The organism is Methylotuvimicrobium sp. KM2 (assembly GCF_038051925.1).
Taxonomy (GTDB): domain Bacteria; phylum Pseudomonadota; class Gammaproteobacteria; order Methylococcales; family Methylomonadaceae; genus Methylotuvimicrobium.
The window spans coordinates 4,492,079-4,517,251 of record NZ_CP150634.1 but is presented as its reverse complement, the minus strand read 5'-3'; the positions used below and the strand labels follow the sequence as shown (position 1 = coordinate 4,517,251).

24 protein-coding genes are annotated in these 25,173 nt (G+C 49.8%); 15 read left to right on the top strand and 9 right to left on the bottom strand.

Features of this window, described 5'->3' with window-relative positions; translation table 11 throughout:
* Positions 1-864 precede the first annotated feature (864 nt).
* Entirely contained in the window at positions 865-2,235 is a 1,371-nt protein-coding gene (locus tag WJM45_RS19030) for a cation:proton antiporter (RefSeq protein ID WP_341326595.1), read from the top strand.
* A 446-nt stretch (positions 2,236-2,681) separates the two neighbouring features.
* Here WJM45_RS19030 and WJM45_RS19025 read toward each other — a convergent pair whose 3' ends face one another.
* From WJM45_RS19025 to WJM45_RS19010, 4 genes are all read right to left on the bottom strand, one after another.
* Positions 2,682-3,170 (bottom strand): PepSY domain-containing protein, encoded by a 489-nt coding sequence (locus WJM45_RS19025; RefSeq protein WP_341326594.1) that lies wholly within the window; start codon positions 3,168-3,170, stop codon positions 2,682-2,684.
* Between the two features lie 294 nt (positions 3,171-3,464).
* Positions 3,465-5,663, bottom strand: coding sequence for a TonB-dependent siderophore receptor (locus WJM45_RS19020; protein WP_341326593.1), 2,199 nt, complete (start codon positions 5,661-5,663; stop codon positions 3,465-3,467).
* A 252-nt stretch (positions 5,664-5,915) separates the two neighbouring features.
* Positions 5,916-6,995, bottom strand: a complete 1,080-nt coding sequence (hemH, locus tag WJM45_RS19015; protein ID WP_341326592.1) for a ferrochelatase — start codon at positions 6,993-6,995, stop codon at positions 5,916-5,918.
* Positions 6,996-7,180: 185 nt separating this feature from the next.
* Entirely contained in the window at positions 7,181-7,960 is a 780-nt protein-coding gene (locus WJM45_RS19010) for a pentapeptide repeat-containing protein (protein ID WP_341326591.1), read from the bottom strand.
* Positions 7,961-8,377: 417 nt separating this feature from the next.
* Here WJM45_RS19010 and WJM45_RS19005 point away from each other — a divergent pair, with 417 nt between their 5' ends.
* Positions 8,378-9,682, top strand: a complete 1,305-nt coding sequence (locus WJM45_RS19005; protein WP_341326590.1) for a hypothetical protein — start codon at positions 8,378-8,380, stop codon at positions 9,680-9,682.
* A 213-nt stretch (positions 9,683-9,895) separates the two neighbouring features.
* On the opposite strand, the gene rdgB is transcribed toward WJM45_RS19005, so the two are convergent.
* The 3 genes from rdgB to WJM45_RS18990 all read right to left on the bottom strand — a co-directional run bounded on the left by rdgB (position 9,896) and on the right by WJM45_RS18990 (position 12,179).
* Entirely contained in the window at positions 9,896-10,489 is a 594-nt protein-coding gene (gene rdgB / locus WJM45_RS19000; RefSeq protein ID WP_341326589.1) for an RdgB/HAM1 family non-canonical purine NTP pyrophosphatase, read from the bottom strand.
* A complete protein-coding gene (gene rph, locus WJM45_RS18995) occupies positions 10,490-11,209 on the bottom strand; it encodes a ribonuclease PH (RefSeq protein ID WP_341326588.1) in 720 nt (239 codons plus the stop codon).
* 70 nt (positions 11,210-11,279) lie between these two features.
* Positions 11,280-12,179, bottom strand: a complete 900-nt coding sequence (locus tag WJM45_RS18990; RefSeq protein WP_341326587.1) for a serine/threonine-protein kinase — start codon at positions 12,177-12,179, stop codon at positions 11,280-11,282.
* Between the two features lie 54 nt (positions 12,180-12,233).
* Here WJM45_RS18990 and WJM45_RS18985 point away from each other — a divergent pair, with 54 nt between their 5' ends.
* From WJM45_RS18985 to WJM45_RS18925, 13 genes are all read left to right on the top strand, one after another.
* Positions 12,234-13,091: a YicC/YloC family endoribonuclease gene (locus WJM45_RS18985; protein WP_341326586.1), complete on the top strand. Its 858-nt coding sequence runs from the start codon at positions 12,234-12,236 to the stop codon at positions 13,089-13,091.
* A gap of 17 nt (positions 13,092-13,108) precedes the next feature.
* The gene (locus WJM45_RS18980; RefSeq protein WP_341326585.1) at positions 13,109-13,801 is read left to right on the top strand and encodes a beta-ketoacyl synthase chain length factor; all 693 of its coding nucleotides are present in this window, start codon (positions 13,109-13,111) and stop codon (positions 13,799-13,801) included.
* A 54-nt stretch (positions 13,802-13,855) separates the two neighbouring features.
* The gene (locus WJM45_RS18975) at positions 13,856-14,119 is read left to right on the top strand and encodes a phosphopantetheine-binding protein (protein WP_341326584.1); all 264 of its coding nucleotides are present in this window, start codon (positions 13,856-13,858) and stop codon (positions 14,117-14,119) included.
* Positions 14,116-14,364 carry an acyl carrier protein gene (locus tag WJM45_RS18970; protein ID WP_341326583.1) on the top strand — a complete coding sequence of 83 codons (249 nt, stop codon included), beginning with the start codon at positions 14,116-14,118 and terminating at the stop codon, positions 14,362-14,364. The genes WJM45_RS18975 and WJM45_RS18970 overlap by 4 nt, the downstream gene beginning before the upstream one ends.
* Positions 14,364-14,915 (top strand): hypothetical protein, encoded by a 552-nt coding sequence (locus WJM45_RS18965; protein WP_341326582.1) that lies wholly within the window; start codon positions 14,364-14,366, stop codon positions 14,913-14,915. Before WJM45_RS18970 ends, WJM45_RS18965 begins: the two co-directional genes overlap by 1 nt.
* The gene (locus WJM45_RS18960) at positions 14,905-16,599 is read left to right on the top strand and encodes an AMP-binding protein (protein ID WP_341326581.1); all 1,695 of its coding nucleotides are present in this window, start codon (positions 14,905-14,907) and stop codon (positions 16,597-16,599) included. The genes WJM45_RS18965 and WJM45_RS18960 overlap by 11 nt, the downstream gene beginning before the upstream one ends.
* Positions 16,596-17,330 carry a glycosyltransferase family 2 protein gene (locus tag WJM45_RS18955; RefSeq protein WP_341326580.1) on the top strand — a complete coding sequence of 245 codons (735 nt, stop codon included), beginning with the start codon at positions 16,596-16,598 and terminating at the stop codon, positions 17,328-17,330. Before WJM45_RS18960 ends, WJM45_RS18955 begins: the two co-directional genes overlap by 4 nt.
* A complete protein-coding gene (locus WJM45_RS18950; RefSeq protein WP_341326579.1) occupies positions 17,327-18,250 on the top strand; it encodes a hypothetical protein in 924 nt (307 codons plus the stop codon). Before WJM45_RS18955 ends, WJM45_RS18950 begins: the two co-directional genes overlap by 4 nt.
* Before the next feature lie 70 nt (positions 18,251-18,320).
* Positions 18,321-18,923 carry a Uma2 family endonuclease gene (locus WJM45_RS18945; protein ID WP_341326578.1) on the top strand — a complete coding sequence of 201 codons (603 nt, stop codon included), beginning with the start codon at positions 18,321-18,323 and terminating at the stop codon, positions 18,921-18,923.
* Positions 18,923-20,452, top strand: a complete 1,530-nt coding sequence (locus tag WJM45_RS18940; RefSeq protein ID WP_341326577.1) for an aromatic amino acid ammonia-lyase — start codon at positions 18,923-18,925, stop codon at positions 20,450-20,452. Before WJM45_RS18945 ends, WJM45_RS18940 begins: the two co-directional genes overlap by 1 nt.
* Complete coding sequence (locus WJM45_RS18935) at positions 20,445-20,867, top strand: acyl-CoA thioesterase (protein ID WP_341326576.1); 423 nt, start codon at positions 20,445-20,447, stop codon at positions 20,865-20,867. The genes WJM45_RS18940 and WJM45_RS18935 overlap by 8 nt, the downstream gene beginning before the upstream one ends.
* Positions 20,864-21,295: a GxxExxY protein gene (locus WJM45_RS18930; protein ID WP_341326575.1), complete on the top strand. Its 432-nt coding sequence runs from the start codon at positions 20,864-20,866 to the stop codon at positions 21,293-21,295. The genes WJM45_RS18935 and WJM45_RS18930 overlap by 4 nt, the downstream gene beginning before the upstream one ends.
* A 268-nt stretch (positions 21,296-21,563) precedes the next feature.
* Complete coding sequence (locus WJM45_RS18925; protein ID WP_341326574.1) at positions 21,564-23,087, top strand: NAD(P)/FAD-dependent oxidoreductase; 1,524 nt, start codon at positions 21,564-21,566, stop codon at positions 23,085-23,087.
* A gap of 215 nt (positions 23,088-23,302) precedes the next feature.
* Here WJM45_RS18925 and yfbR read toward each other — a convergent pair whose 3' ends face one another.
* Together yfbR and WJM45_RS18915 are read right to left on the bottom strand one after the other, a co-directional pair.
* A complete protein-coding gene (gene yfbR, locus WJM45_RS18920; protein WP_341326573.1) occupies positions 23,303-23,887 on the bottom strand; it encodes a 5'-deoxynucleotidase in 585 nt (194 codons plus the stop codon).
* A 387-nt stretch (positions 23,888-24,274) separates the two neighbouring features.
* Complete coding sequence (locus tag WJM45_RS18915; RefSeq protein ID WP_017841142.1) at positions 24,275-24,427, bottom strand: hypothetical protein; 153 nt, start codon at positions 24,425-24,427, stop codon at positions 24,275-24,277.
* Positions 24,428-25,173: the final 746 nt, after the last annotated feature.

Here is a 25,173-nt window from a genome sequence, read left to right as displayed (position 1 = left end):
CTTATTTAGTTAATCATTAAATAAAACGGCGTCATTTTAGCAGTAATTACTGATTGTTATGAGTTCTTATTGCTGATTCTGCCAACAGCTGGCGATAAAAAAGAATAAATCCTGAGGTATCTCTTCAGTTTGTCAAGTAAACATTGTAAATCAAGCTCCCAATAAAACAGCGACGTTAATCGTCGAACATACTGTTACGTAATCGATATTCAGTGCCGCTCCGTGTCTGAACTGACTCAACATAAGCCACCATTCTCTCAATAATCAAAAACTTACAACTTTAGAACGCGCGGAGGGGGCCTGGCAATAATGTCGCCAATGGGGCGATCTTCGATAGATGGACATACTCACACCTTTTATTCTTAGAAGGTTTTTCGATCAAAAACGAGTTAATCCCAAATCGATGGGCATTAGCATAGCAGACTGAACTTACTATGAGCTTTCAAGTTAACAAAGGTCAATATTCGCCCTCGTCTTAAAATCGTAATCTAAACGACAACTTAAAATAATTTGTACTTCGCACGGTCACATTATCGGTTTTTTAGCGCACGCCACTCGCGCACATCACTTGGTTAAACCTAGAAAAAGCATTTCACCATGAAGATCATGAAGAATAAGAAGTTAATTCAATGGCTTGTTCTACCTATGCAAATCACTTCCGCTTCCCTAAAAGGTTATTCAAAAATTTAGGACAAGCCGTTGAAAGAATTCATTAAATTCATGTGTTACATGGTTAAGCTGCCGAATTTAGGTTAAAACGTTAATCAAAAAGCAATACAACTATTCTATTCAATTATTTGACTCTATTAAGCGTTATGGGCATAAGGTTTAAAAATAAAATCACCTAAATTAGGAGATGCGCGAATGAATCGACAATGGTTTTGGCTTTTTACCGTTTTTGTACTGGTTGCTGGCCCGGCTTTTGGCGCATCGCCGTCGATCGACGGCAGCGACCCAATCGATGCCCGCAGTTTTTTATTCATTGCTATCTTACTAATAGGCGCAAAAACCTGCAGCCTAATTGAAAAAGTCGGTCAGCCGGCAATTTTGGGTGAATTGCTTTTAGGTCTTGTGCTCGGTAATTTGGGGCTCATCGGCATCGATTTTTTCGAAGCGGTAAAGCTCGATCAACATATCTTATTTTTCGCCGAGCTAGGTGTGGTCATTCTCTTGTTTCAAATCGGCTTGGAATCCAATATCAGCGAGATGATGAAAGTCGGTCCCCGCGCTTTGCTGGTAGCGTTGATCGGTGTTGTCGTTCCGTTTGTTTTGGGCGCCTTCGTCGCGGGCCCTTTGCTGATGCCGGGGCTTGAACGTCATGTTTATTTGATGATCGGCGGCGCTCTGACGGCAACGTCGGTGGCTATCGCAGCGAGTATTTTTCGAGACATGAAGCTGCTCGACTCTCAGGAAGCCAAAATTATTTTGGGTGCGGCGGTATTCGACGATGTCTTGGCCTTGATCGCGTTTTCGATCGTCATGGCGATCGGTACGGTCGGCAGCATCAGCTCGGGCGAAATTGCCGGCATTTTCGGCGAGTCCTTCCTGTTTTTATTCGGTGCTGTGATTCTCGGTCACTATACAGCGGCACCGATCGGGCATGCGCTGTCAAAAATCAGTTCCGGCGTCGGCATGAAATTCGGCTTGGCAGTGACTTTTTGCTTATGTTTCGCTTATTTCGCCCACGTTGCCGGACTTTCGCCGATTATCGGTGCATTTGCTGCCGGCTTAGTGCTTGATCAAGTGCATTTTCGATTTTTCCATGATCCTGAAATCGTCACCGATTTAAAAGCTTGCGTGCAACACGAAACTGGTGAAATTAGAGACAATGTCATGAAAGTTGTCGACATGCATGCCGAAAAGCATGTCGAGGATTTGATGAATCCGCTATATCACTTTTTCACGCCGATTTTCTTCGTGTTGACCGGCATGAGCGTAAAACTCGATACGTTGTTCGATAGCCAAACATTATTGACGGCTTTGATTTTGACCGTAGTCGCGGTCGGCGGTAAACTGGTTGCGGGCTTGGGGGCAGGCGCCGCAAAAAAAATGGTCGTTGGCATTGGCATGGTGCCGCGCGGCGAGGTCGGCTTGGTATTTGCTATGGCCGGTCACACCGCCGGCATCTTACCTGCCGAAGTCTTTTCGGTAATCGTGTTAATGGTGATCATCACTACACTGATGACGCCGCCGTTGTTGTCTTATTTACTGAAAAAACACGTTGATACTAATTGATCGCGCAGGGGCGGAAAGATAAAAGAAAGCAGGAGCGCGAGCGTCTCGTTTGCAATGCCCGTTTGATGTCCGATCTTTCTCAAGCTCCAACTTAGGGTGCCGCATTTGGTGTTAAAGCACGTAGTCCATATACAGCCTAGCGAAATACGGGAATGGCGTGGATTCTAACTTCCCGGATTGCGCTGCGCTTCATCCGGGCTACGCTGCTGCGGAATGTTTTCGCTTTATAGTGGTTGTCACTCATTGAAAGCTGCATTGCGAACGTTTGTTATACCTATCGCACATGAAATTTCGGCATTCGACTCCCTCGCCCACAGTGGGAGCGGGCTGGGGTGAGGGTTTTAAAAAACCGAAATTTGATGTGCGAACACTATATCATTTCTCCGCGCCCCAGCGCGATATTGCTTTTCATTCATTGCTTGGCGCCCTGGAGCTATCTATATAAGTCAATCTTCCTCGGCCTTGATGATTTTACCGGTTCCGGCGTCGACTTCGACCTCCATTTCGCGTCCATCCGCCATTTTTATTTCAAATTCATAGACCGCAAAGCCGTCGGTGTTGATTTCATATTCCACTTCGCTGATCGTCCCCGGATAGGCTTCAAGCGCTATTTTTCGGGCCTGTGCTTCGTCGATCTTTTTTAAAGCTGCAAAAGCCGGATGATCGGCGCTCGGTAATTCTTGTTCTTTTTCGAAAATATTGCCGGTTTTATCGCATTTAAATTCCCATTTAGCGCCGTCAGCGGATTTTGCTTTGATCTTGTAATATTCGACGCCTTTTTTGTTTTTCAACTTCATTTTGACAATCGAGTCTTGCGTCACTTCGCCGACCGCTTTGCGACAGGCGTCGAAGGCCGTATTGTCTTGAGCTACAGCGACCGTGCCGAATAAACCCAGTAAGGAGCTCAAAAAAAGAGTTTTATATTTATGATTCATGATGATAAGCCTCAGTGAAAAGTTAATAAGGGCATTCATTGCCGATGCCGACAAGCCCTTTCGAGCCCGGGGGACATCGGTTGAAGGGAACAAAAATATGAAAGTATTTCCTATTTCTGGTTCCCACGGTCCTCCGTGAGAACCCATACCTTGGCTGCTTAGGTAAGATCGGTATACATTCTCACGCTAGAGCGGTGAGAACGAGGCATGTTTTCGGCATTAGTTAGGCGATCTTTTCGACCGTCTTTATCTTACACAGCCAATCTTAGCTGCCGCAACTTTAAAGAATCATTATCAGAAAGTCCATTTAACACCGCCCATCATTTGGAAACCCTGCCCCGGATGGATACCGTCGACACGGCTGGCTATGTATTTTTTGTCGCTCAGATTATAACCGTTCATAAACACATTGACGTTTTTGACGACTTGATAATTAGCCGAGACATTGAAAACCGTATAGCCGGGAATAATGCCTTCTTGTCCACTCGCATCCTCTTCTCGGGTATTTTCAATGTCGACATATTGCTGACTGACACTTTGAATGCCAAAACGAATATCCAGGCCCCAAGGCGTTTCGACACCGACATTGGCGTTGATTAAATGCTCCGGGGTATACGGTAATCGATTATCTTTAACGATTCCGGCTCTGGTTTCGGTGCTAGCGAAATAAGCATCGAGATAGGTGTAAGACGTTGTTAAATAATAATTATAATCGGTACCGAATAGTTGATTGGAGTCCAAACGAAAACCGGTTTCCACCCCTTGGTGTACTGTTTCGCCGACGTTGATAAACCGAGTATCGGGGACCGTTATGTCTTCCACAATTTGGTTTTCAAAATCGATTCTGAAATAAGTCATTTCAAGATTGACGCCCGGCGTGGGTGAGGTTCGAACACCGGCTTCGTAATTCAGACTTAATTCGGGTTCTACTTGGCTTAAGATGTTTTTCGTCGGGTCGACAAAATCACCGATTCTGCCTGGCGCAAAACCTCTATGAACGCCGGCGAATAGCGTAGTGTTATCTATGCCGTTATAGGTCACGCCGACGCCCGGTAATGCTTCCGTTCGGACTAGGTTTTCCGTGGCTTTGTCAATATTGTTGATATTGTCTTGATGATAATGCTCGACGCGAACTCCCGGCGTCACGGTAAAGTCGCCGAGAAAAAAGCGGTTTTGAGCGAAAAACGATAAGGCTTGGGTTTCTAATGAATTGTCTTGGTAGCGATTCCGTCCGTGATTGTTGTCTCCCCTGCCTTGAGTGGTATCTCTCGGCCCGGCATTACCGACATAGCGTTCGCGGTCGGCCCATTCAAAATGCCCGCGTATACCCAGCGTGGTTTCGCTCTGTACGCCGAATGCGTCATGCATGAACACCAGCTTGGGTTCTATGCCAAACACATTGTAGGTCCTGGGCCGCTGTTCATTCCCGCATGTTGGGGCTACATCGGTGGAAATCGGTTCGCGTCGATTAGCACAGTTATTCATTTGCGAGGAATCGTTAGCCTGCCGAATCGACTCCCGGAACATATGGTTGCCGTAGATATTGGTACTGAACTGCATCGTATCGGAAATATCGAATTCATAGAGCGCTTGCCCTGCATAACGACGCACCTCGAAGCTATCGTTACGTAAGTAGTTGGTTCGTTGACTGCGGCGGTACATTTCGCTGGTTATGCCGGCCTCACCCATATCCGCATCTTCATGGGTCAATATCCCTTTTAGCATGAGGCGTTGACGGTCATCGATTTTAATTAAGGCTTTGAGTGCCAAATCGTCCACTTCTTGATGCTGGCCGCTACGATTGCCGTCCGATTCTTGCCGAATATAATCCAAGGACAAGCCGACATTTTCGAGCGTACCGCCCAATCTTAAATGGGTATCGTAATAGCCGTTATTGCCGCCGGCCGCCGAAATCGACCCGCCGAATTCCTCCGGAATAGGCGCACTGACAAAATTGACTGCGCCGCCAACGGTTTGCGGTCCGTACATGATTTGCCCGGAACCCTTCAAAACTTCGATACGGTCGATACGTTTATTTGTTGGAATGTAGTGATTGCTCGGGTCGCTGTAAGGCGCCAATTGTATCGGCGCGCCATCTTCCAATAATTGCGTGCGAACCGATCGCCTTGGATCCAACCCTCGTATGCCTAAATTAAACCGCCGTCCCAACACGTCTTCGTCAACGATGTGAATACCCGGAATGGTGCGCATGGCATCTTTCGTCGACAATGGGCCTTGCCGGTCGAGTGTCGTTTTATCGATGACAAAACCGGAGCCAGGAATATGCGCTAATTGCGAAGGTTCCTCACCGATGATTTCCAGAGGAGGTAATTTTACGGCCGGTGGTCGGTCATCCACTTTAGCGGCATTAGCATTCACGGCGGCCAACACTGCGACCGTCATTAAACTCATGCGGAAAGGTGCTACTTGGCCCTGCCCGCTACCCATCGTATTCTGATTAGATTCGATTTTTATTATAGAAATTAAAGACATTGCGTTACCACTCATAAGCCACTTTTTTAAGAGAAGCCATTTTAGTGAGCGATGTTTCTTTTACCTATAGGAAAAACTCCCGAAATTTTTTGTTGAGGAACTTTTTAGCGGTGAGCGGTAAGCAGAAAGAGGAAAGAGGAAAGAGGAAAGAGGAAAGAGGAAAGAGGAAAGAGGAAAGAGGAAAGAGGAAATTAGGGCTTGACAAGTTGTTGAATTGTCTCATCATTGCACTGTTCACTGCTTACCACCTCTCTAAACCTTCGCCCCCAACGCTTTCGCCAAACGGTCGCGCTTCCCTGTATCGTTTTCGACTTCCCAGCCTTGCAGGTTTTGCCGAATCAATTGACCTAGCGCGTCGATATGTCCGGGGGCGGCGTTGAGCGCATCGATGTATTCATAACGGTCGCCGCCGCTGCTTAAAAAATAAGCACGGTTTTCGACGCCGATTTCTTCGATCGTTTCGAGACAATCGGCGGCAAATCCCGGGCAAAATATTTGTACCGACTTGTAGCCTTGTCCTGGCAAGGCTTTCAGCGTCTCGTCGGTATAAGGCTTAAGCCATTCCTCCCGACCGAAACGAGACTGAAACGTCGTCATGTATTCGTCTGGAGCTAGCTTTAGCGCTTCGGCGATCAATCGAGACGTTTTGTAGCACTCGCAGTGATATGGATCGCCGTTATGTAGGTAGCGCAGCGGAATGCCGTGATAAGAAAAAATCAATTTATCGGCACGGCCATGCGCATGCCAATGATGCCGGATATGCTCGGCAGCTGCTTGAATGAACGGGTCGAAATCATGATAGTGAGTGATGAAGCGCAATTCCGGCAGCCAGCGGCGCTTTTTAAATTGATCCGCCAAGGCATCGAAAGTCGAGGCGGTCGTCGACGCCGAATATTGCGGGTATAGCGGTAGCACCAATAATTTTCGGACGCCTTGTTGCAATAGTCTATCCAATACCGATGCGATCGACGGAGTACCGTAGCGCATCGCGAAATCGAGCACCAGATCGTCGCCCCAATCCGCCTGTAGATTTTTTTGCAAGGCTTCGGCTTGATGCCGGGTATGAAACATCAACGGCGATCCTTTTTCGGTCCATACCGATTTGTAGGATTTTGCCGAACGCCGGGGGCGAATTCGCAGAATGATGAAATTCAAGACGAACCACCAGATGAATCGAGGAACCTCGACGACACGCGGGTCGGACAAGAACTCCTTAAGATAAACGCGCAATTCCTTCGCGGTTGGTGCTTTCGGCGTACCGAGATTGGTAATCAAAACACCGATTTTATCGTTTTGTTGATGCGTGAATACGGGACTGCCTTTAAATTTCATGCGTTTTCGCCTTGGATCGATTAAATATTATTATTTTGGAACGGGTAAATTATTATCGCGCAGAGCGCGTAGGTCGGGTTAGGCGACAGCCGTAACCCGACAGGTCGCTGGGTTCCCTGTCGGGTTACGCTCCGCTAACCCGACCTACGCGATATAAAATGCATTAAAATACTCGAGCGAACGACTTAATCGAAAATCGCCTGATCTAAGTTTTTACTATTTCCCAAACCCTTGAGCTCGGCCTTATCTTTTATGCCATGAAATTTCGTGCCGGCAAGGTTGGCTTGTGAAAAATCGGCATCCAGCAGTTTGGCTTGGGAAAGATCGGCGCCCGATAAATCGGCACCGGAGAGGTCTGCACCAGCCATGTCGGCGACCATTAAATTAGCGTTTTGCAGATTGGCGCCGTTCAATTTGGCCAAACGCAACATGGCCCGACTCAAATTAGCCCCAGCCAAATTGGCTCCGGTTAAATCGGCGCCTTTTAAATTTGCGCGCATCAAACCCATCGGCTGATTTTTCATATCCGCGCCCCAATTGGCGTCTCTCAAATCGGCTCCCTTTAAATTAGCACCGTCCATCACGGCAATGAAGCGACTGCCTCTTAGATTAGCCTTGCTCAAATTGGCTTTGACTAAACTGACGCCGAACACGCTGCTATTCGAAAGATCGGCGCCGGATAAATTGATGCCGGTCATCACGGTCAAATCCAATACCAAACCGGACAAATTACTCTTGCTAAAGTCGGCCTTTCTCAAATCGGCGCCCCATAAATCGGCATGGCGAAAATCCAAGCCTGATAAGTCGACACCGCGTAAGTCCTTCCGGCGCAAATCGGCCGGTTTCTCTTTTGTGGCCGTGCTTAGCAATTGTTCGATTTGCGCACGGTCGAGATCGGCCGCAAATGCCGAGGAAGTATTCAGTGCCAATAAAAACAACGAGGTAAATAGGGTAGGTATTTTCATCGTAACATCTCCTAATGCGTTGGCTTGATCAAAACTCATTATATACCTTTCGCACTTGAAATTTCGGCATTGCCTAAGGAGGCGCCGGGGTGCTAGGTCGATTTTTGCTCCTGCAAAATCGACATTCACGCCATCCATGGCGCTCGCAAAGGCTTTGCCAGCATGGAGCTGGCATAGAGCCTACATGGACGTATTCACCCAGCACCTAAATAAGCCATGATTTTAAATCATTGCCAAAGGCCTATGGAATTTAGGTGCTGGATTTAGGTGCTGGGTTCACGGCGTCCTTTAGCGGACACCCAGGCGCCGAATTTCGATCTACGACAGGTAGAAATGCTTTGTTCCTGACGTTCCGATATTTCTGAGTTAAACTAATCTCCTTTCCTATTTTCCCTGTATTAGTCTCAAAACGCATTCATGACTTCTTGTAACGATCCGGCATGCGCCAAAAAAGTCGAATTATTAAATAGCGAATGCCGCTGCGTGTCGCTCGACCGCCATGCTTTGCGCGATGAATTGCTGGCTCTTAACGATCTCAATCTATTCCGCATGCTCACCGAAGAGCGTCCTTATTTATTCGCAGAATCGGCCGTATTCGTCGATGAATCCTGCTTACGGCGGCAATGGGAAATTATCGCGGCACTGGAAAAAGTCATCGATTTACCGGCTTATCAACAGCGGGTATTGGCTTATGCGCCTGAAACCGCCCTTTTTACGCCGAAAGTCCGGGGCGTTTTTTTAGGTTATGATTTTCATATCGGGCCCAGCGGACCGCAATTAATCGAAGTCAATACGAATGCCGGCGGCGCCTTGGTCAATGCGATCCTGGCGCGCGCCCAAATCGCTTGTTGCGAGCAGGCAGGCGACAGGCGTCCGGGTCAATTGCCCGGGATGGAATTAAAACAATCGCTCGAGCAAGTTTTCATCGATATGTTCCTCGAAGAATGGCGGCAGGAGCGGGGCGAGCAAGCACTGCGCACAGTCGCCATCGTCGATGCAAAACCGGCTGAGCAATATATGTATCCGGAGTTTTTACTATTCGAAAAGCTCTTCGAGCGGCACGGTATCGAAGCGGTAATTTGCGATCCGTCGGAGTTGGCCTTCAGCAACGGCAAGCTGTTATATCGAGAGCTTCACATCGACCTCGTTTATAACCGTCTGACTGATTTCGGTTTGGAAGATATAGCCTCGCAAGCATTGCGCAATGCCTATTTAGGCAATGTCGTGGTCGTGACGCCTTATCCCAGAAATCACGCATTGTATGCCGACAAGCGCAATTTGGCCGTGCTGACCGACACTGCGGTTTTAAAAGAAATCGGCGTGGATGCCGCCACTCGCGAGATTTTATTATCCGGAATCGCACAAACCGTCGTTGTGCGAGAGCAGGAAGCGGAAAAACTTTGGGCCGACCGGAAGCGTTTATTTTTCAAACCGGCCAAAGGCTACGGCAGTAAGGCGGCTTATCGCGGCGATAAACTCACTCGGCGAGTATTTGGGGAAATCTTGCAAGGCGATTATGTCGCGCAACGATGGGTAGCGCCAAGCGAAAGGCACTTGGAAGTCGATGACGCTGTGATGGGGTTTAAATTGGACTTGCGTAATTATGTTTACAACGGTCAAGTGCAGTTAGTCAGCGCAAGACTGTATCAAGGCCAAACGACCAATTTCCGTACACCCGGCGGAGGATTCGCGCAGGTTGTCGTCGTCGATGCTGGCGGATAGCGCTAGGCTTCATATGCTATTAAGCGCCAGGTATAGGGTGCTAAATTCGGCAGTTTAACCATGAAACACATGAAGTTCATGAAGGATTTCAATAAATTACCCAAACATTCTTGCTAACCTTTTTGGTGAGCGAAAACTCTATACAAACGTATGCCAAGTTATTGAACTAACTTCATATTCCTCATTATCTTCATGGTGAAATGCTTTTTTAGGTTAAAGAGCCGATGCCAAAATGCTTAACGCCTTGCCCCTATGACTGATCGCATTTTTGACTTCAGGCGCCAACTGCGCCGAAGCGCATTCATACTCGGGCACCCAAAATACAGGATCGTAACCGAAACCCTTGTCTCCGACCGGTTCATCCAAGATACGGCCTTCCCAAATCCCTTGCGCGATGACGGGACAAGGATCTTCGGCATGCTCGATGAACACGATCACGCAGATGAAGCGCGCGGTTCGCTGTTCGAACGGCACGCCGGCCAATTCCTTCAACAACTTATCGACATTATCTTGATCGCTGGCATTCGAACCCGCATAACGCGCAGAGATCACTCCCGGAGCGCCGTGCAAATAATCCACCGCCAACCCGGAATCGTCGGCGATTGCAGGCAGTCCCGAATGAAATGCCGCATTACGGGCTTTCAAGAGCGCGTTTTCGACGAAGGTCTTGCCGGTTTCATCGGCTTCCTCGATTTGAAATTGCGACTGCGGCACAATCGGATGGCCGGCCAAAATCGCCTGAATTTCCCGGATCTTACCGGGATTACCGCTGGCCAGAACGACCGGCTGGGAAGGATTCGATAACATTTAAAAGTTTTCCAGAGCTTCGGCTTGTTTTTCCAACAATTGTTTGATGCCATGCTCGGCCAAGCTCAGCATCGCATCAAGCTCGTCCTTACGGAACGCGTGGCCTTCGGCAGTACCTTGTACTTCAATGAATGCCGAAGCGTCATTCATGACGACATTCATGTCGGTCTCGGCATTGCTGTCTTCGGCATAATCCAAGTCCAAAACCGGAACGCCTTTGAAAATACCGACCGATACCGATGCGACTTGTCCGTGCAGCGGGTTTTTCTTGATTTGCTTTTTAGCGAGCATTTTCTGCACCGCCAATGACAAGGCAACGAAACCGCCGGTAATCGATGCCGTTCGCGTTCCGCCATCGGCTTGTAGCACATCGCAATCGATCGTAATGGTATTTTCACCCAGCGCCTTCATATCGACCGCGGCTCTCAGCGAGCGACCGATCAAGCGTTGAATTTCCTGAGTACGTCCGCCTTGTTTGCCGCGACTCGCTTCACGCCCCATTCGGTCGTGTGTCGATCTCGGCAACATCCCGTATTCGGCGGTAATCCAGCCTTCGCCCTTACCTTTGAGAAATCGCGGCACGTTAGTTTCGACACTGGCCGTGCATAACACACGCGTGTCGCCAAATTCTACCAGCACAGAACCTTCCGCATGCTTGGTGTACCCGCAGGTAAATTTAATTTCTCTCAATTGCTCGGGGTTGCGTCCGCTTGGTCTCATAGTGTCACTCATGATTAAATAACGCGATAGTATAACCGAAAGCTTTCATTTAAAGAGGGCTTTTGAGCATTCAATTAGCAGTCAACTCTTTTAGATAATCGGCCACAGATTGCGGGCGATCGGACGGCTTAACCGCCATCGCCCAATCGATAGCCGCCAACAGTTTTTGTGAATATTTTTTTTTGTGAGCCTTCACCGCAGGGATCAGCGAGTCATTCTGAGCGCGCTCGGTTGCTTGAGGCGGCGATTTATAGTCGAGGCAGGCCCGCATGCTCGCGCCGATCGCATAAAGATCGGTCCAAGGCCCTAGCGGTTTATTGCTCAAATATTGTTCGACCGGAGAAAACCCGTTGGTCAGTACTTTGCTTTGTTTGTGTCGAGCCGGATTAGGAAAAGTTTGAATCGCGCCGAAATCGAGCAATACAGGATCGTTTCCGGGGCGAATTAAAATATTGGCCGGCTTGATGTCCAGATGAACGAGATTATGTTGATGAATAAACCCAACGCCATCTAATAGTGCAACGAATACTTGTACTAAAAACTCCTCGCTTATTTCCAGCAATCTTTTTTGCAGGATTTTTTCCAACGTAAGCCCGTAGTCGTAAGTCATCACCATATACACTGTCGAATTTTCTTGAAAAAAATTGATGACTTCAACAATATTCGGGTGTTTTAACTTCGCCAATACCATCGCTTCTTCGAAAAATAGCGCCCTACCTCGCTTGAACAACGCTTTGGTTTCCTCGCTGTTAGCCACGACTTGATTGTTCCAAGTTCTATGGGCTAGTTTTCTAGGTAGATACTCCTTGATCGCGACTTGAACCTGATCCAGTCGCCTGCGGGCCAAGTAAACGGAACTAAATCCGCCGCGCGCCAATTCCCGCTCGATCATATAGTCGTCTATAATGGTGCCGGATTGAAGATAATTCCATTGCTTAGGATAGTTATCCGGATCGTAGTATTCAGCCACTGAGTCGCATCATTGGGTTAATTCGTGTAAAAACACGACAATTATAGGTGAAAAATGATCAGAAGTATGACGGCATTTGCCGGAGATGAGGCAGTTATCGAAAATTTAACCGTTCTTTGCGAACTACGTTCGGTTAATCATCGTTATTGCGACATCACTGTCAAACTACCCGAGCGTCTCCGCTTTGCCGAAGCGCCGATACGTAGCGCCATTGCCGCAAAAATCAAACGCGGTAAAGTCGAATGCGCATTAAATTATAAAAAGCTTCCGCAAAACTTTAACGTCGATCTACAGGCTGTTGAAGCTCTTTTAAACGCAGCCCGCACTATCGAATCGCTAATGCCCGAGCATCGAACTTTTTCGGCTCTCGACATTTTGACTTACCCGGGTATTCAACAGGAAATCGGCACAGATAACGCAGTTCTTGGCCAAGGCATTTTTGATTTAGTCGACCGAACTCTCGATCAAATGCTCGAGGTCAGAAATCGGGAAGGCGAGCAATTAGCAAGCCTTATCGATGAACGTTGTCAAAAGATGCGCGAATTAGTCGTTGCAGCGCGCAGCAGAATGCCCGAAGTATTGACACATCTGCGGGAAAAACTGAAACTTCGAATTCACGATTTAGTGATTGAACCCGATTTCGACCGACTGGAACAGGAATTGGTTTTTTTGACCCAAAAACTGGATGTCGAAGAAGAGTTAGATCGTCTCGAAACCCATGTCACCGAGGTGTTACGAACCCTAAAAGACCAAGAGCCGGTCGGCCGCAGGCTGGATTTTCTAATGCAGGAAATGAACCGCGAAGCCAATACCTTGGGCTCTAAGTCCGCCGACAAGGACATGACCGGCATTGCGATAGATTTGAAAGTCTTGATTGAACAAATGCGCGAACAAATTCAAAATATCGAGTGACTCTAAAGACAGCTCGAATGCAATCGGATTTTATCTTAGCCAAATGGTCGGTTTGGCCGCCTTTGCCTCTCCAACCGGCCAATCCCGCCCAATGGCTTGCCAACGTTCCGCCGATGCTGAAAAGGCGCTTGACACCGCTGGCCAAGACCGTATTCTGTGCCGTTGATCAATGTCTTGACGAAGACGTTGTGGTGCCTGCGGTATTCAGTTCCGCTCACGGCGAATTGACCAAATCCTTGGCGATGATGGAAATGCTCGAGGCCGGCGAAGAAATTTCACCGACCGGGTTTAGCCTGTCGGTTCACAATGCCATTGCCGGTTTATTTTCGATGGCCTGGAAAAACAAGCTGCAATGTACCGTGCTCGCCCCCGGCGAGGAAGGCATGGCGCCGGCATTTATTGAAGGATTAGGTTTGCTTCACGAAGGCGCGGAACAGGTGTTGCTGGTGTTTTACGACGAACCGTTGCCAGCCTTTTATCCGTCTTCCCCTTATTGCTTGTTTTCGGATACTAGCTGCGCGTTGGCATTGTTGATTGCAAAAGGCGGCGCGGGACAAGCGCTGACAATGTTTTCTTCAGCATCAACCGGAAATGACGGCGAACAACCGGTACAATTGCCGGCCTTTATTCGCTTTTTGACCGAGCCGCAGACTCGGCTGACCTTCTGCACGCCGCGCCGGAATTGGAGTTGGGAAAAACGTTCCGACTAAGCGAAGCCTGAATTTCAGCGGCGACCGCTATTGATATAATTTTTAGAGAAATGTATGAGCAGTTTGGAAAATGAATTAAAAAAATTGATTATCGAGTCGCTCGATTTGGAGGATATCGGCGTTGACGATATCGATAGTCACGAAGCCTTGTTTAACGACGGTTTGGGGCTGGATTCGATCGACGCCTTGGAACTGGGCCTCGCGATCCGAAAAAAATACAATATCCGGATCGATTCGGAAAAAGACGACGTGGTAAATATTTTCGCCTCAGTCGCCGCGCTGGCTGAATTCATTGATTCCGAGCAGAGGGCAGCATGAACAATCGCGATGACATTCTGCAAATGATCAGGGACATCATGCAGGAGATGTTCGAGATAGACGCGGACGATGTGACGCCGGAAGCCCGTCTTTATGAAGACCTCGATTTCGACAGTATCGATGCGGTCGACATGATCGTCAAACTCAAGGAATTGACCGGCAAGGCCGTGAAGCCGGAAGATTTTAAGAACGCACGCACCGTAGGCGATGTCGTCGAAGCCGTCGATAAACTGATCCATAGCTGATGCGCAAATGGCTTAACGGCGCCATCGGTGTCTTGATGCTGTTATATCCGCTGGCCGTTTATTACGGCATTCAATCGGTGCAGCCCTGGCAGATTGCCATGGCCTTGGCCGCGTTGTTGCTCGTGCGCCTGGTTTGCGGCCGGACTAACGGCGCGGCCAATCAAGTCTTAATCATCGCCGCGTTACTGTTTTGCGGCGTGGCTGTCTGGAATAATGACGAGATCACGCTACGGTTTTATCCCGCCTTAATGAATCTGAGCTTGCTATTGGTGTTTGCTTCGAGCCTGTATTTTCCGCCGCCGATGATCGAACGATTGGCGCGTCTTCAACATCCCGATTTGCCTCCGCAAGGCGTGCTATACACCAGAAGGGTTACCCAAGTCTGGTGCGTGTTTTTTTTGCTGAACGGCCTCATTGCCGCCGCGACCGCGGTCTGGTGCAGTTTTACCTGCTGGAGCCTGTATAATGGCCTGCTGGCTTATGTGTTGATGGGATTATTGATGGCGATCGAATATTGGGTGCGAATCAGGACGCAGGGTCATGTGCGCTGAACCGACTCCGCTGAGCCGCTGCGCATTACCCGCGCATCCCGAACGGACTCTCGCCGTGCATGCAGGTCAAATATTGGACCGGAGACGCTTTTGCGCCGATGTCGCGGCCGCCGCCTCGGCATTACAATGCCGGACGCAGGCTTACTATGCTCTCTATCATGAAGATGCCTATTTATTCGCGGTGCTGCTGTTTGCCTTGTGGCATTCAGACAAAAAAGTCATCATTCCCGGCAATAACTGCCCAGCGACCGCCGACGAGCTGGCCGAGCAAGGCTACGTGTTGATCGGTGCCTGGCAAGGGCGCGAATCGCCATTGCCGAGCCCTTCCGAAGCAAACATCGAATGGCATGCACTGAGCCCGGCCGATACGCAATTGACGCTTTTTACCTCCGGTTCGAACGGCAGACCTAAGGTCATCGTCAAGACCTTGCTGCAATTGCAACGCGAGATCGATGCCTTGGAAGCCCAGTGGGGCCGACTGTTGGGAGAGTCGGCGGCGGCCGCGACCGTCAGTCATCAGCATATTTACGGATTGTTGTTCAGGCTGCTATGGCCGCTGGCGTCGGGGCGCTGTTTTCATAGCCAGCTATTTTTGAGTCCCGAGCCGATGTTGAAAGCCTTGGCAGGCCAACCCGCCTATTGGGCCGCGAGCCCCGCGCAATTGAAAAGACTCGATGAGCTGACCGCATGGGATCAATTAGCCGAGTTCAGCGCTATTTTCAGTTCGGGCGGGCCGTTACCGCCGGACGCCGCAGCGCAAATCGAGCGGCACTGCGGACAGCGGGTCATCGAAGTCTACGGCAGTTCCGAAACCGGCGGCATTGCGTGGCGCTGCTCCGTTCAAGATCCGCGATGGACCCCCTTTGCCGGAATCGAACTAAGCCGGAGCGAAAATGGCCGCTGTTTGCTGACATCGCCGTACTTGCCAGACGCAAGCGCCTACCCGATGGATGACCGGATTGTGTTGCACGACGACGGACGCTTTAGCTTGCTGGGCCGGATCGACCGCATCGTCAAGGTGGAGGAAAAACGCTTGTCGTTGGATGCATTGGAAAACGCCTTGACTCAATCCGATTGGGTCGAGCAAGCGCACTGTTTGCTCCTTAGCAACAGGCGGGACCGTATTGCGGCCGCTATCGTGTTGACCGAAAGCGGCTTGGAGGCTCTACGCCAGCAAGGCCGAGCGGCTATATTCAAGTCATTGCGGCGGCAATTGCAACGGGCTTTCGAATCGGTGGTATTGCCGCGCAAATGGTTGTTCTTCGACGCCTTGCCGATGACACGACAAGGCAAAATTGATCATGCTTTACTTCGGCAATTGTTCTCGTTGGACTCGGCCCGCTATCCTCAATTGCTATACTGCCGAATCGCGATCAACCGCGCCGTACTGGAATTTCGCATTCAACCCGAACTGGTCTATTTCGACGGCCATTTCCCCGGCATGCCGATTCTGCCGGGCGTGACGCAATTGGCTTGGGCGGAACATTACGGCAAACTGTTTTTTTCGATCGAACAACCTTTTCTGACAATGGAAGCGGTTAAATTCAAAAAAATCATTCTACCGGATGCCTTGATCAAGATGACGCTGGAATGGCGAACCGAAAGCGGCAAGCTCTATTTCGATCTGAGTTCGATCAGCGAATCACACAGTTCCGGCCGTATGGTATACGGAGCACGCTCATGAAAGTTTGCGTCATTGTCCCGGTTTACAATCACGAAGACGCGGTCGGTATGGTTGTCGAACAATTGAAACCCTACGGCCTGCCTTGCTATCTGATCAACGACGGCAGCACGCCGTCCTGCACTTCGGTGTTGAAGCAATTGGCCGAACGTGAACAGGATTGGGTCGTATTATTCGAACGCCCAGAAAACGGCGGCAAAGGCGCGGCGGTCATCGACGGTTTGCGCCTGGCGATTTCCGATGGCTTTAGCCATGCGCTGCAGGTCGATGCCGACGGACAACACCGGCTCGAGGACATCGAACGTCTGCTTAAGGCGGCCGAACGACACCCAAACCGGCTGATTCTCGGCAAACCTCGTTTCGATGACACCGTGCCTAAGGGGCGCTTGTACGGGCGTCAATTCACGAACCTGTGGATTTGGATCAACACGCTGTCGCTTTCGATCGCCGACGGCATGTGCGGTTTTCGCTGCTATCCACTCGCGGCGGTCGAACCCTTGCTGAAATCGACCCGCATGGGCCTGCGCATGGACTTCGACATCGAAATCGCCGTGCGCCTTTATTGGCAGGGCGTCGATGTAGTCAATATCGATACGGACGTGCAGTATCCGCTGGACGGCGTTTCGCATTTCGACATGCTGCGCGACAACCTATTGATTTCGCGAAAGCATGCGCAATTGTTCTTCGGCATGCTCATCCGTCTGCCGCGCCTGTTGATGAGGCATTGGCGATGAAACATTGGGCCAACATGGAGGAACGCGGCGTCATCTGGGGCATGCAGCTGCTGCTCAAGGTCTATCTGTTATTCGGACGCCGTGTGCTGCAAGTGTTTTTGTATCCGGTGGTCAGTTATTACTGGCTGCTCAACGATAAAGCGCGTACTGCCAGCATCGATTATTTGCGGCGCGTATCGGCCCTTCTGCCCGCAGACACGATACGAGGCGGACGCTACGGTAGTTATTTACATTTCATCGCTTTCGCGAATGCGATCATCGATAAACTGGCGGCCTGGAGCGGCGCGATCTCGTTGGATGATGTCGAATACCACGGCCGAGACGCCATCGTCAGCCATCTCGAACACGGCCAAGGCGTTTTGATCCTGGGTTCGCACCTGGGCAACATGGAGGTGTGCCGAGTCATCGCCAAGCTGCGCAAAAACGTCACGGTTAATGTGTTGGTGCATACCAAGCATGCCGAAAAATTCAATGCGCTGCTGAACCGTTATGCCGAATCCGGGCGTATGAATCTGATTCAAGTCACTGAAATGAACGCCGCGACCGCAATGCTGCTGCAAGACAAAATCGAAGCCGGCGAACTGGTCGTGATCGCCGCCGACAGAATTCCGGTCACAGGGCAAGGGCGTATCGCCAAAGCGCGCTTTTTGGGCGCAACGGCACTGTTTCCGCAAGGGCCGTATATCTTGGCGTCGCTGCTGAAATGTCCGGTCTATACCTTGTTTTGCTTGAAGCGTCAGGGCAAGCAAGCGATTTATTTCGATCATTTCAGCGACGGCCTGAATCTACCGAGAAAACTTCGCGACGAGCGTACCGGGCGTTATGCTCAGGACTATGCCGACCGCTTGCAGCACTATTGTCTGCTGGAACCGCTACAGTGGTTCAATTTTTACGATTTTTGGCTGGATGGAAATGGCTAAGGGGCAATATGATAGGATGTCATGCTCTTAGCACTTCGCCCCCGGCTACAATTATACAAAGCTAAATATCATGCCTAAAATCACCGATTTGTCGCAACTCGACCCTGAGCAAACCTATAGCTATGCCGATTATTTAACCTGGCAAATCAAAGAAACCATTGAATTGATCAAAGGCAAGGTCATGTTGATGTCGCCCGCGCCGAGCGTCCGGCACCAACGTATTGAAAGAAAACTACTGGTCGGCATCGACCTCCATTTGAAAAATAAGCGATGCGAAATTTTTCCGGCACCTTTCGACGTGCGTTTATACGATAGAAATAAATCCGTGCTGAGTAGTCAGGAAATTTTTACCGTCGTACAACCGGATTTATGCGTCATTTGTAATCCTGAAATTTTGGATAAACAAGGCTGCAACGGCGCGCCGGATTGGATTATCGAAATTCTTTCTCCAGGCAATTCCAAGCGGGAGATGCAAATCAAATATCAGCTTTATCAAGAATGCGGCGTACAAGAATATTGGTTGGTTTACCCGGAACAACAAGCGATTCACCAGTTTGTTCTCGATGCTGCAGGGCAGTATCGGCTCAAGGCCATGTTTGCCGATAAGTCGGCATCATCTTATCTATTTCCCGACTTATCAATTGATTTAATTGATCTTTTTGCTAGCCGCTAATGACTAAACGGACCGTAATCGTCGACGGACAAGACTTGACGATCGAAGATATTACTGCGCTTGCGGATCGCTCGCATCGGGTCGAATTGAGCGATGAGCCGGCCTTCGTCGCGCGCATCGACAAGGGCGCCGAATTCATCGAAACGCTGCTGCGCGAAGAAGGCTTCGTCTACGGCGTCACGACCGGATACGGAGACTCTTGCACTGTGTCGATCCCGCTGGACAAGACCTTCGACTTGTCGCGGCATCTTTATACCTTCCACGGCTGCGGTCTCGGCGCGCATTTCGACGAACAACAAACCCGCGCGATCATGGCGGTGCGTTTGAACAGCCTTGCACGGGGTTTTTCCGGCGTACGTTACCGCTTGCTGCAACAGATCGCCGAATTACTGAAACACGATGTGCTGCCGTTGATTCCGCAGGAAGGTTCGGTCGGCGCCAGCGGCGACTTGACGCCATTGTCTTATCTAGCGGCGGTTCTGGCCGGTGAGCGCGAAGTAATCTTTCGCGGCGAGAAGCAGGAAGCCGCGAAAGTGCTGGCGACATTGGGCATCGCTCCGTTGACGCTGAAACCGAAGGAAGGCCTCGCGATCATGAACGGTACGGCGGCGATGACGGCGGTGGCCTGCCTGGCATTTCAACGCGCGGCCTATTTGTCGCAATTATGCACGCGCATCACCGCGCTGGCGTCGGTCGCGCTGAACGGCAACGCCTATCATTTCGACGAAAAGCTGTTCTCGGTCAAGCCGCATGCCGGGCAAATCAAGGTCGCGGCGCGTATTCGAGACGACTTGCATGTCACCGAACAGACGCCACGCAACGATACGCGCCTGCAGGACCGCTATTCGCTACGCTGCGCGCCGCATGTGATCGGCGTCTTGGAAGACGCGCTGCCGTGGCTAAGGCAATTTATCGAAAACGAATTGAACAGCGCGAACGACAACCCGATTATCGACGCCGAAGGCGAGCATGTCTTGCACGGCGGACATTTTTACGGCGGTCATATCGCGTTCGCGATGGACAGCTTAAAAACGGCGGTCGCGAATCTGGCCGACCTGATGGACCGGCAAATGGCGCAGTTGATGGACACCAAGTTCAACCACGGTTTGCCGGCCAATCTGTCCGGCGCGAGAGGCGACGAGGCGATGCTAAATCACGGTTTCAAAGCGGTCCAGATCGCCGTGTCGGCCTGGACCGCTGAGGCCTTGAAGCTGACGATGCCGGCCAGCGTGTTTTCGCGTTCGACCGAATGCCACAATCAGGACAAGGTCAGCATGGGCACGATTGCCGCGCGTGACTGCGTGCGCATCATCGAATTGACCGAGCAGGTCGCTGCGGCCGTTTTGATCGCCGTCATCCAGGGCGTCGAATTGCGTGGGGGACGGCCGGGTTTGAGCGCCGGTCTCAAGCATACGCTGCAACAAGTGAGGGCCGAGATCGGTTTTCTCGAAGCCGACCGAGCATTGGAACGGGAATTGCGCCTCTGTCTGCAATTGATCCGCGACCGGCATTGGGTTCTGTATGACTAAGGCCATCGTCTCCTGCGAAGTCGAAATCGAAGTGCCGTTTTTCGATGTCGACCTGATGGAAATCGTCTGGCACGGCCATTATCTGAAATATTTCGAAATCGCCCGCTGCGCACTGCTCGATAAGATCGATTACGGCTATATGCAAATGCGCGAATCCGGCTATGCCTGGCCGGTCGTCGACGTGCGCGTCCGCTATGCGAAACCGGCGAAGTTCGGTCAAAAAATCATCGTGCATGCCGAATTGACCGAATGGGAAAACCGCATGAAAATCAATTATCTGATTCTCGACAAACAAACCGGCGCGCGCTTGACGCGCGGCTATACCTACCAAGTCGCGGTCGAGATCTCCGGCGGCGAAATGTGCTACGAATCGCCGCCGATTTTGTTCGAAAAACTGGAGCTATTCGCATCATGAAAGCCTTCATTTATCATTTTTTCATCACCATGAAGGGTATGAAGATAATGAAGGGAAGAGAATTTAGTGATGTGTCGACTAAAGTCATTGGCTGTGCAATCGAAGTTCATAGAACTCTTGGCCCTGGCTTGTTGGAATCAACTTATCTAAATTGCCTTGCTCACGAACTCAATATCAATCAGATTGAGTTCAAAACGGAGTATCCTTTGCCAGTTCAATACAAAGGGATTCATTTGGATTGTGGTTATAAATTGGACCTATTGATTGAAAATCAAATCATTTTGGAATTAAAGAGCGTAGATCAATTGAAAAGTATTCATGAAGCGCAGCTTTTGACTTATATGAAATTGATGAATATCAAACAAGGTTTTTTAATCAACTTTAATGTCAAGCTTTTGAAGCAAGGGCTTAGAAGTTTTGTTTTATGACATATTCTTTGCCGAACAAACCAAACTCTTCAATTTCTTCATGTTCTTCATCCTAGAAAAAGCATTTCACCATGAAGATCATGAAGAATAGGAAGTTAATTCAATAAATTATTACGCGTTTATATAGAACTTTCGCTCACCAAAAAGGTTAGCGAGAAGGTAGGTAATTTCTTGAAATCCTTCATGAACTTCATGTGCTTCATGGTAAAACTGCCGAATTTAGATTCATGGTAAAAAATAAACATACAATTTTGGATTCGACAGCATCGTGACGGACTATGATGTCATCGTGATCGGTAGCGGCATCGGCGGCTTGACTGCGGCCGGCTTGCTCGCGAAATCCGGTAAGTCGGTGTTGGTACTCGAAAGCCATGACCGGCCGGGTGGTTATGCGCACGGATTCAGGCGCAAAAAATACCGTTTCGATTCCGGCGTGCATTTGATCAGCGGCTGCGGCCCTGACGGTTACCGGGGCGGACAAATCATCTACAAGGTGTTACAGGCGCTCGATGTCGAACACAGTATCGAATTCATCAACATAGACCCATTCAGCCATGCCCGTTATCCGGATTTGGACACCGCTTTGCCGCAGTCGGTCGAGGCATTTTGCGATCGACTGGGACGGCTGTTTCCTGAAGAACGGCAGGGTCTGCGCGACTTGACCCGTTTATGTCTGCAGGTGGCCGAAGAAATCACCGTCGCCGATGAAATCATGGCCAGTACTAATTTTGCCGAGACGCAACGCTTGCTACCGGCCTTATGCAAATACCGCAAGGCAACCCTAGCCGAAGTGGCGCGGAAGTTCATCGCCAACCCGAAATTACTGGGGCTCTTCGCAAGCAATTGGCCTTATCTTGGCCTGCCGCCTTCGGAAGTCTCATTTGTCTATTGGTCCACGATGTTGATTGGCTATATGGTCGACGGCGCTTATTACTGCAAGGGCGGTTTCCAGCATTTGGCAGATACGCTGGTCGACGGTCTCGCACAGCACGGTGGCGAGATCCGCTTCAAAGCGCCAGTCGATAAAATTCTGATCGAAAACGGAAGGGTTGCCGGTGTCGAGGTAAAAAATGAAATGCTTGCCGCGCCGGTCGTGATCGCCAATGCCGACATACGGCATACGGTTTGCGATATGATCGGCGAACAGCATTTTCCGCCGCGTTATATTCAACGCATCAAAAAAATGCGGCATTCTTTGTCGATTTTCGCGGTCTATATCGCGACCGATATCGATCTCATCGCGCAGAAATTGGCTCACGAGTCGTTTTGTTTCCAAGACTTCGATCATGAGAAGAATTTTGCCGCGACCTGCAACGGCGAGATTACTTGGCTCAGTATCACCGCGCCGACGCTGGTCGACCCGAATCTGGCCCCGCCAGGTCAGCATCTTTTGATGCTGACGACCTTGCTGCCTTATCAAGCAACGGACTCTTGGCAACAGGCCAAGCCGGGCTATATGGATGCGATGCTGAAACTGGCCGGAAAGTATATCCCCGGGCTCGAGGATCATGTCTTGTTTATCGAAGGCGGGTCTCCGGCGACGATGCGCCGCTACACGCAAAATTTTCAAGGCGCGGCTTACGGCTGGGACGTGTCGCCGAGTCAAGTGGGACCTGCGCGCCTTCCCAATCAATCGCCGCTGCCGGGGCTCTATTTCGCCGGCCATTGGACTTCGCCGGGGGGCGGCGTATACGGCGTCAGCGTCTCCGGCGTACAGGCCGCACAAAAAGTGTTGGGAATTAGACAGCAGGCCGAATTCTGGCGATATATCGAAACGCTTGGGCAAACATAGAATCCCTGCTACCAGCTACCTACTAAGGATTTCGTGATAAATAACGTCCTGGAACTATGAGCTTTGTTGAGGGTTCGGTAACTCGCTTGACAGGACGCCGTGAATACGTCCGTGTAGGCTTGACGGCGGCTTTCCCTGCCGCCGACACCTGCCAATCGAGCAACCGAACCCTCCGAAAAATAGGCAAGTTATTTACGGCCAAATCCTAACCGCCATTATTCTCCTTGATACAGCTGATCCACCGTTAAATGCACGGCCGGAAGGAAATGTTCCCGAAAATAATCGACCTCCGGTAAATCGATCTTGTTGAGTCGTATTTCAATGTCGTCCATGGCATCCTTAAACTCGAAATTGCCGGCCCGAGTCTCTTCGACGCATTTGACATAGGCGCTGATCGTATCGGCAGCCTTGACCAATTCGGTAATCGACTCCTCGCAGGACTCGGTGACATAGTTATACAGATCGTCTTTTAACGCATCGGGCAAGGTATCGACTAAGGCCTGCGAGGCGACCGACTCGATGTCCTTATAATGATTTAATATCCCTGGATTGAATTTTTTGATCGGCGTCGGCAGATCTCCGGTAATGCTTTCGTGCGCATCGTGATAAAGCGCGGCCAAAACGACCTCGCCGGGGTCGATCGCCCCGCCGAATAGCTCGTTTTTGATGGTGCATAATAAATGCGCTATCACGCAGACATCGAATGAATGTTCCTTGACGTTTTCATTGATCGAATTACGCTTAAGCCCCCAACGTTGAATATATTTCAAACGGTTGATGGTGGCGAAAAATCCCGACATGATTGTGGCCCCGTAGCAAAATTACGTAACTTATTCTAACGATAAAATATCGCGGATAATAATAAACTTTGCGCGACCACATTCGCTCGAATGTTTAACCTGAATTCGGCAGTTTAACCATGAAGCACATGAAGTTCATGAAGGATTCCAAGAACTTACCAAATCCTTCTCGCTAACCTTTTTGGTGAGCGAAAGTTCTATACAAACGCGTAATAAGCTATTGAATTAACTTCCTATTCTTCATGATCTTCATGGTGAAATGCTTTTTCTAGGTTTAACCATCGTAGATCAAATTTAGGCGCTAAGATTTCGCAGGACAAAAAAAAGCCGGAGCGTAAAGCTCCGGCAAAACAACACACGAGGTAAAAAAGGTAACGAGGGAGAGAATCAATCGCGAATACGGCGATTGGAAAACATGATGCTAAACATCGCGGCTGAGGCAAATGTCATTGCTGAAACGATAAAAGCTCCGGAAATGAATCCGAAAATTCCGATGATAAACATCAAACCGAGCGCGATATCTTTCTGAAAATCAGTCATTCCGCAATGTCCTAGTGAAAATGTATGAATTAGTGGGATTGAGAGCAACTATACCGAGTTACCTTTGTGTTAACAATAGGCTTAATTATTGATAGATTGTTTCTTGTTACGTAACAAATGAGCTTTTAGCTCATTCTTCGGTTAGCTCGAGACTCCCTTCTGCGCTTCTGGCCGTCATTTCCCGACAGACATAACTGCCTTTTTTATTTGCCAAAGCATAATTAACCCAGCCGTTACAACCAAGGCTGGGTACATCTTAGCGCCAAAACTTTTCTTTGCACTATGTTTTCAATGCCTTGTGGGTAGCCGATGGAAAAGCTTACTGCCATTAAGTTAAGGAAACTCCGTCATTCCGCCACCTGATTAGCAAGATGCTTCAGCTTACCGAAGCCAAGTGTCCGAGCAGAGGCCTGTCGTAGTCGCAAAAACTAAAATATGCTGTTACCCAAGCTCCGGCTTGGGTAACCTGTTCAGGAAGCTCTAGCTTCCCGACAATCAAGAAAGATTGAACAAGCGAGCCGGGGGTGATTGAGAATGTGCGAAGGTTGTGTCGGTCTCAGGAAGCTCTTGCCCTGAGCCCTTCGGCTGCGCTCAGGAGAGCCTTGTCGAAGGGGGTGCTTCCGGGGGGGGGCTTTCCCAAGCTGGAGCTTGGGAAAGAGCGTGATGTGGGTTGGCCGTTTTAGCTTGACGCGCATGGCTTGCGAACCCCGTCCTGCTATGGATATGCTGATCTTTGGGCTTTAGCT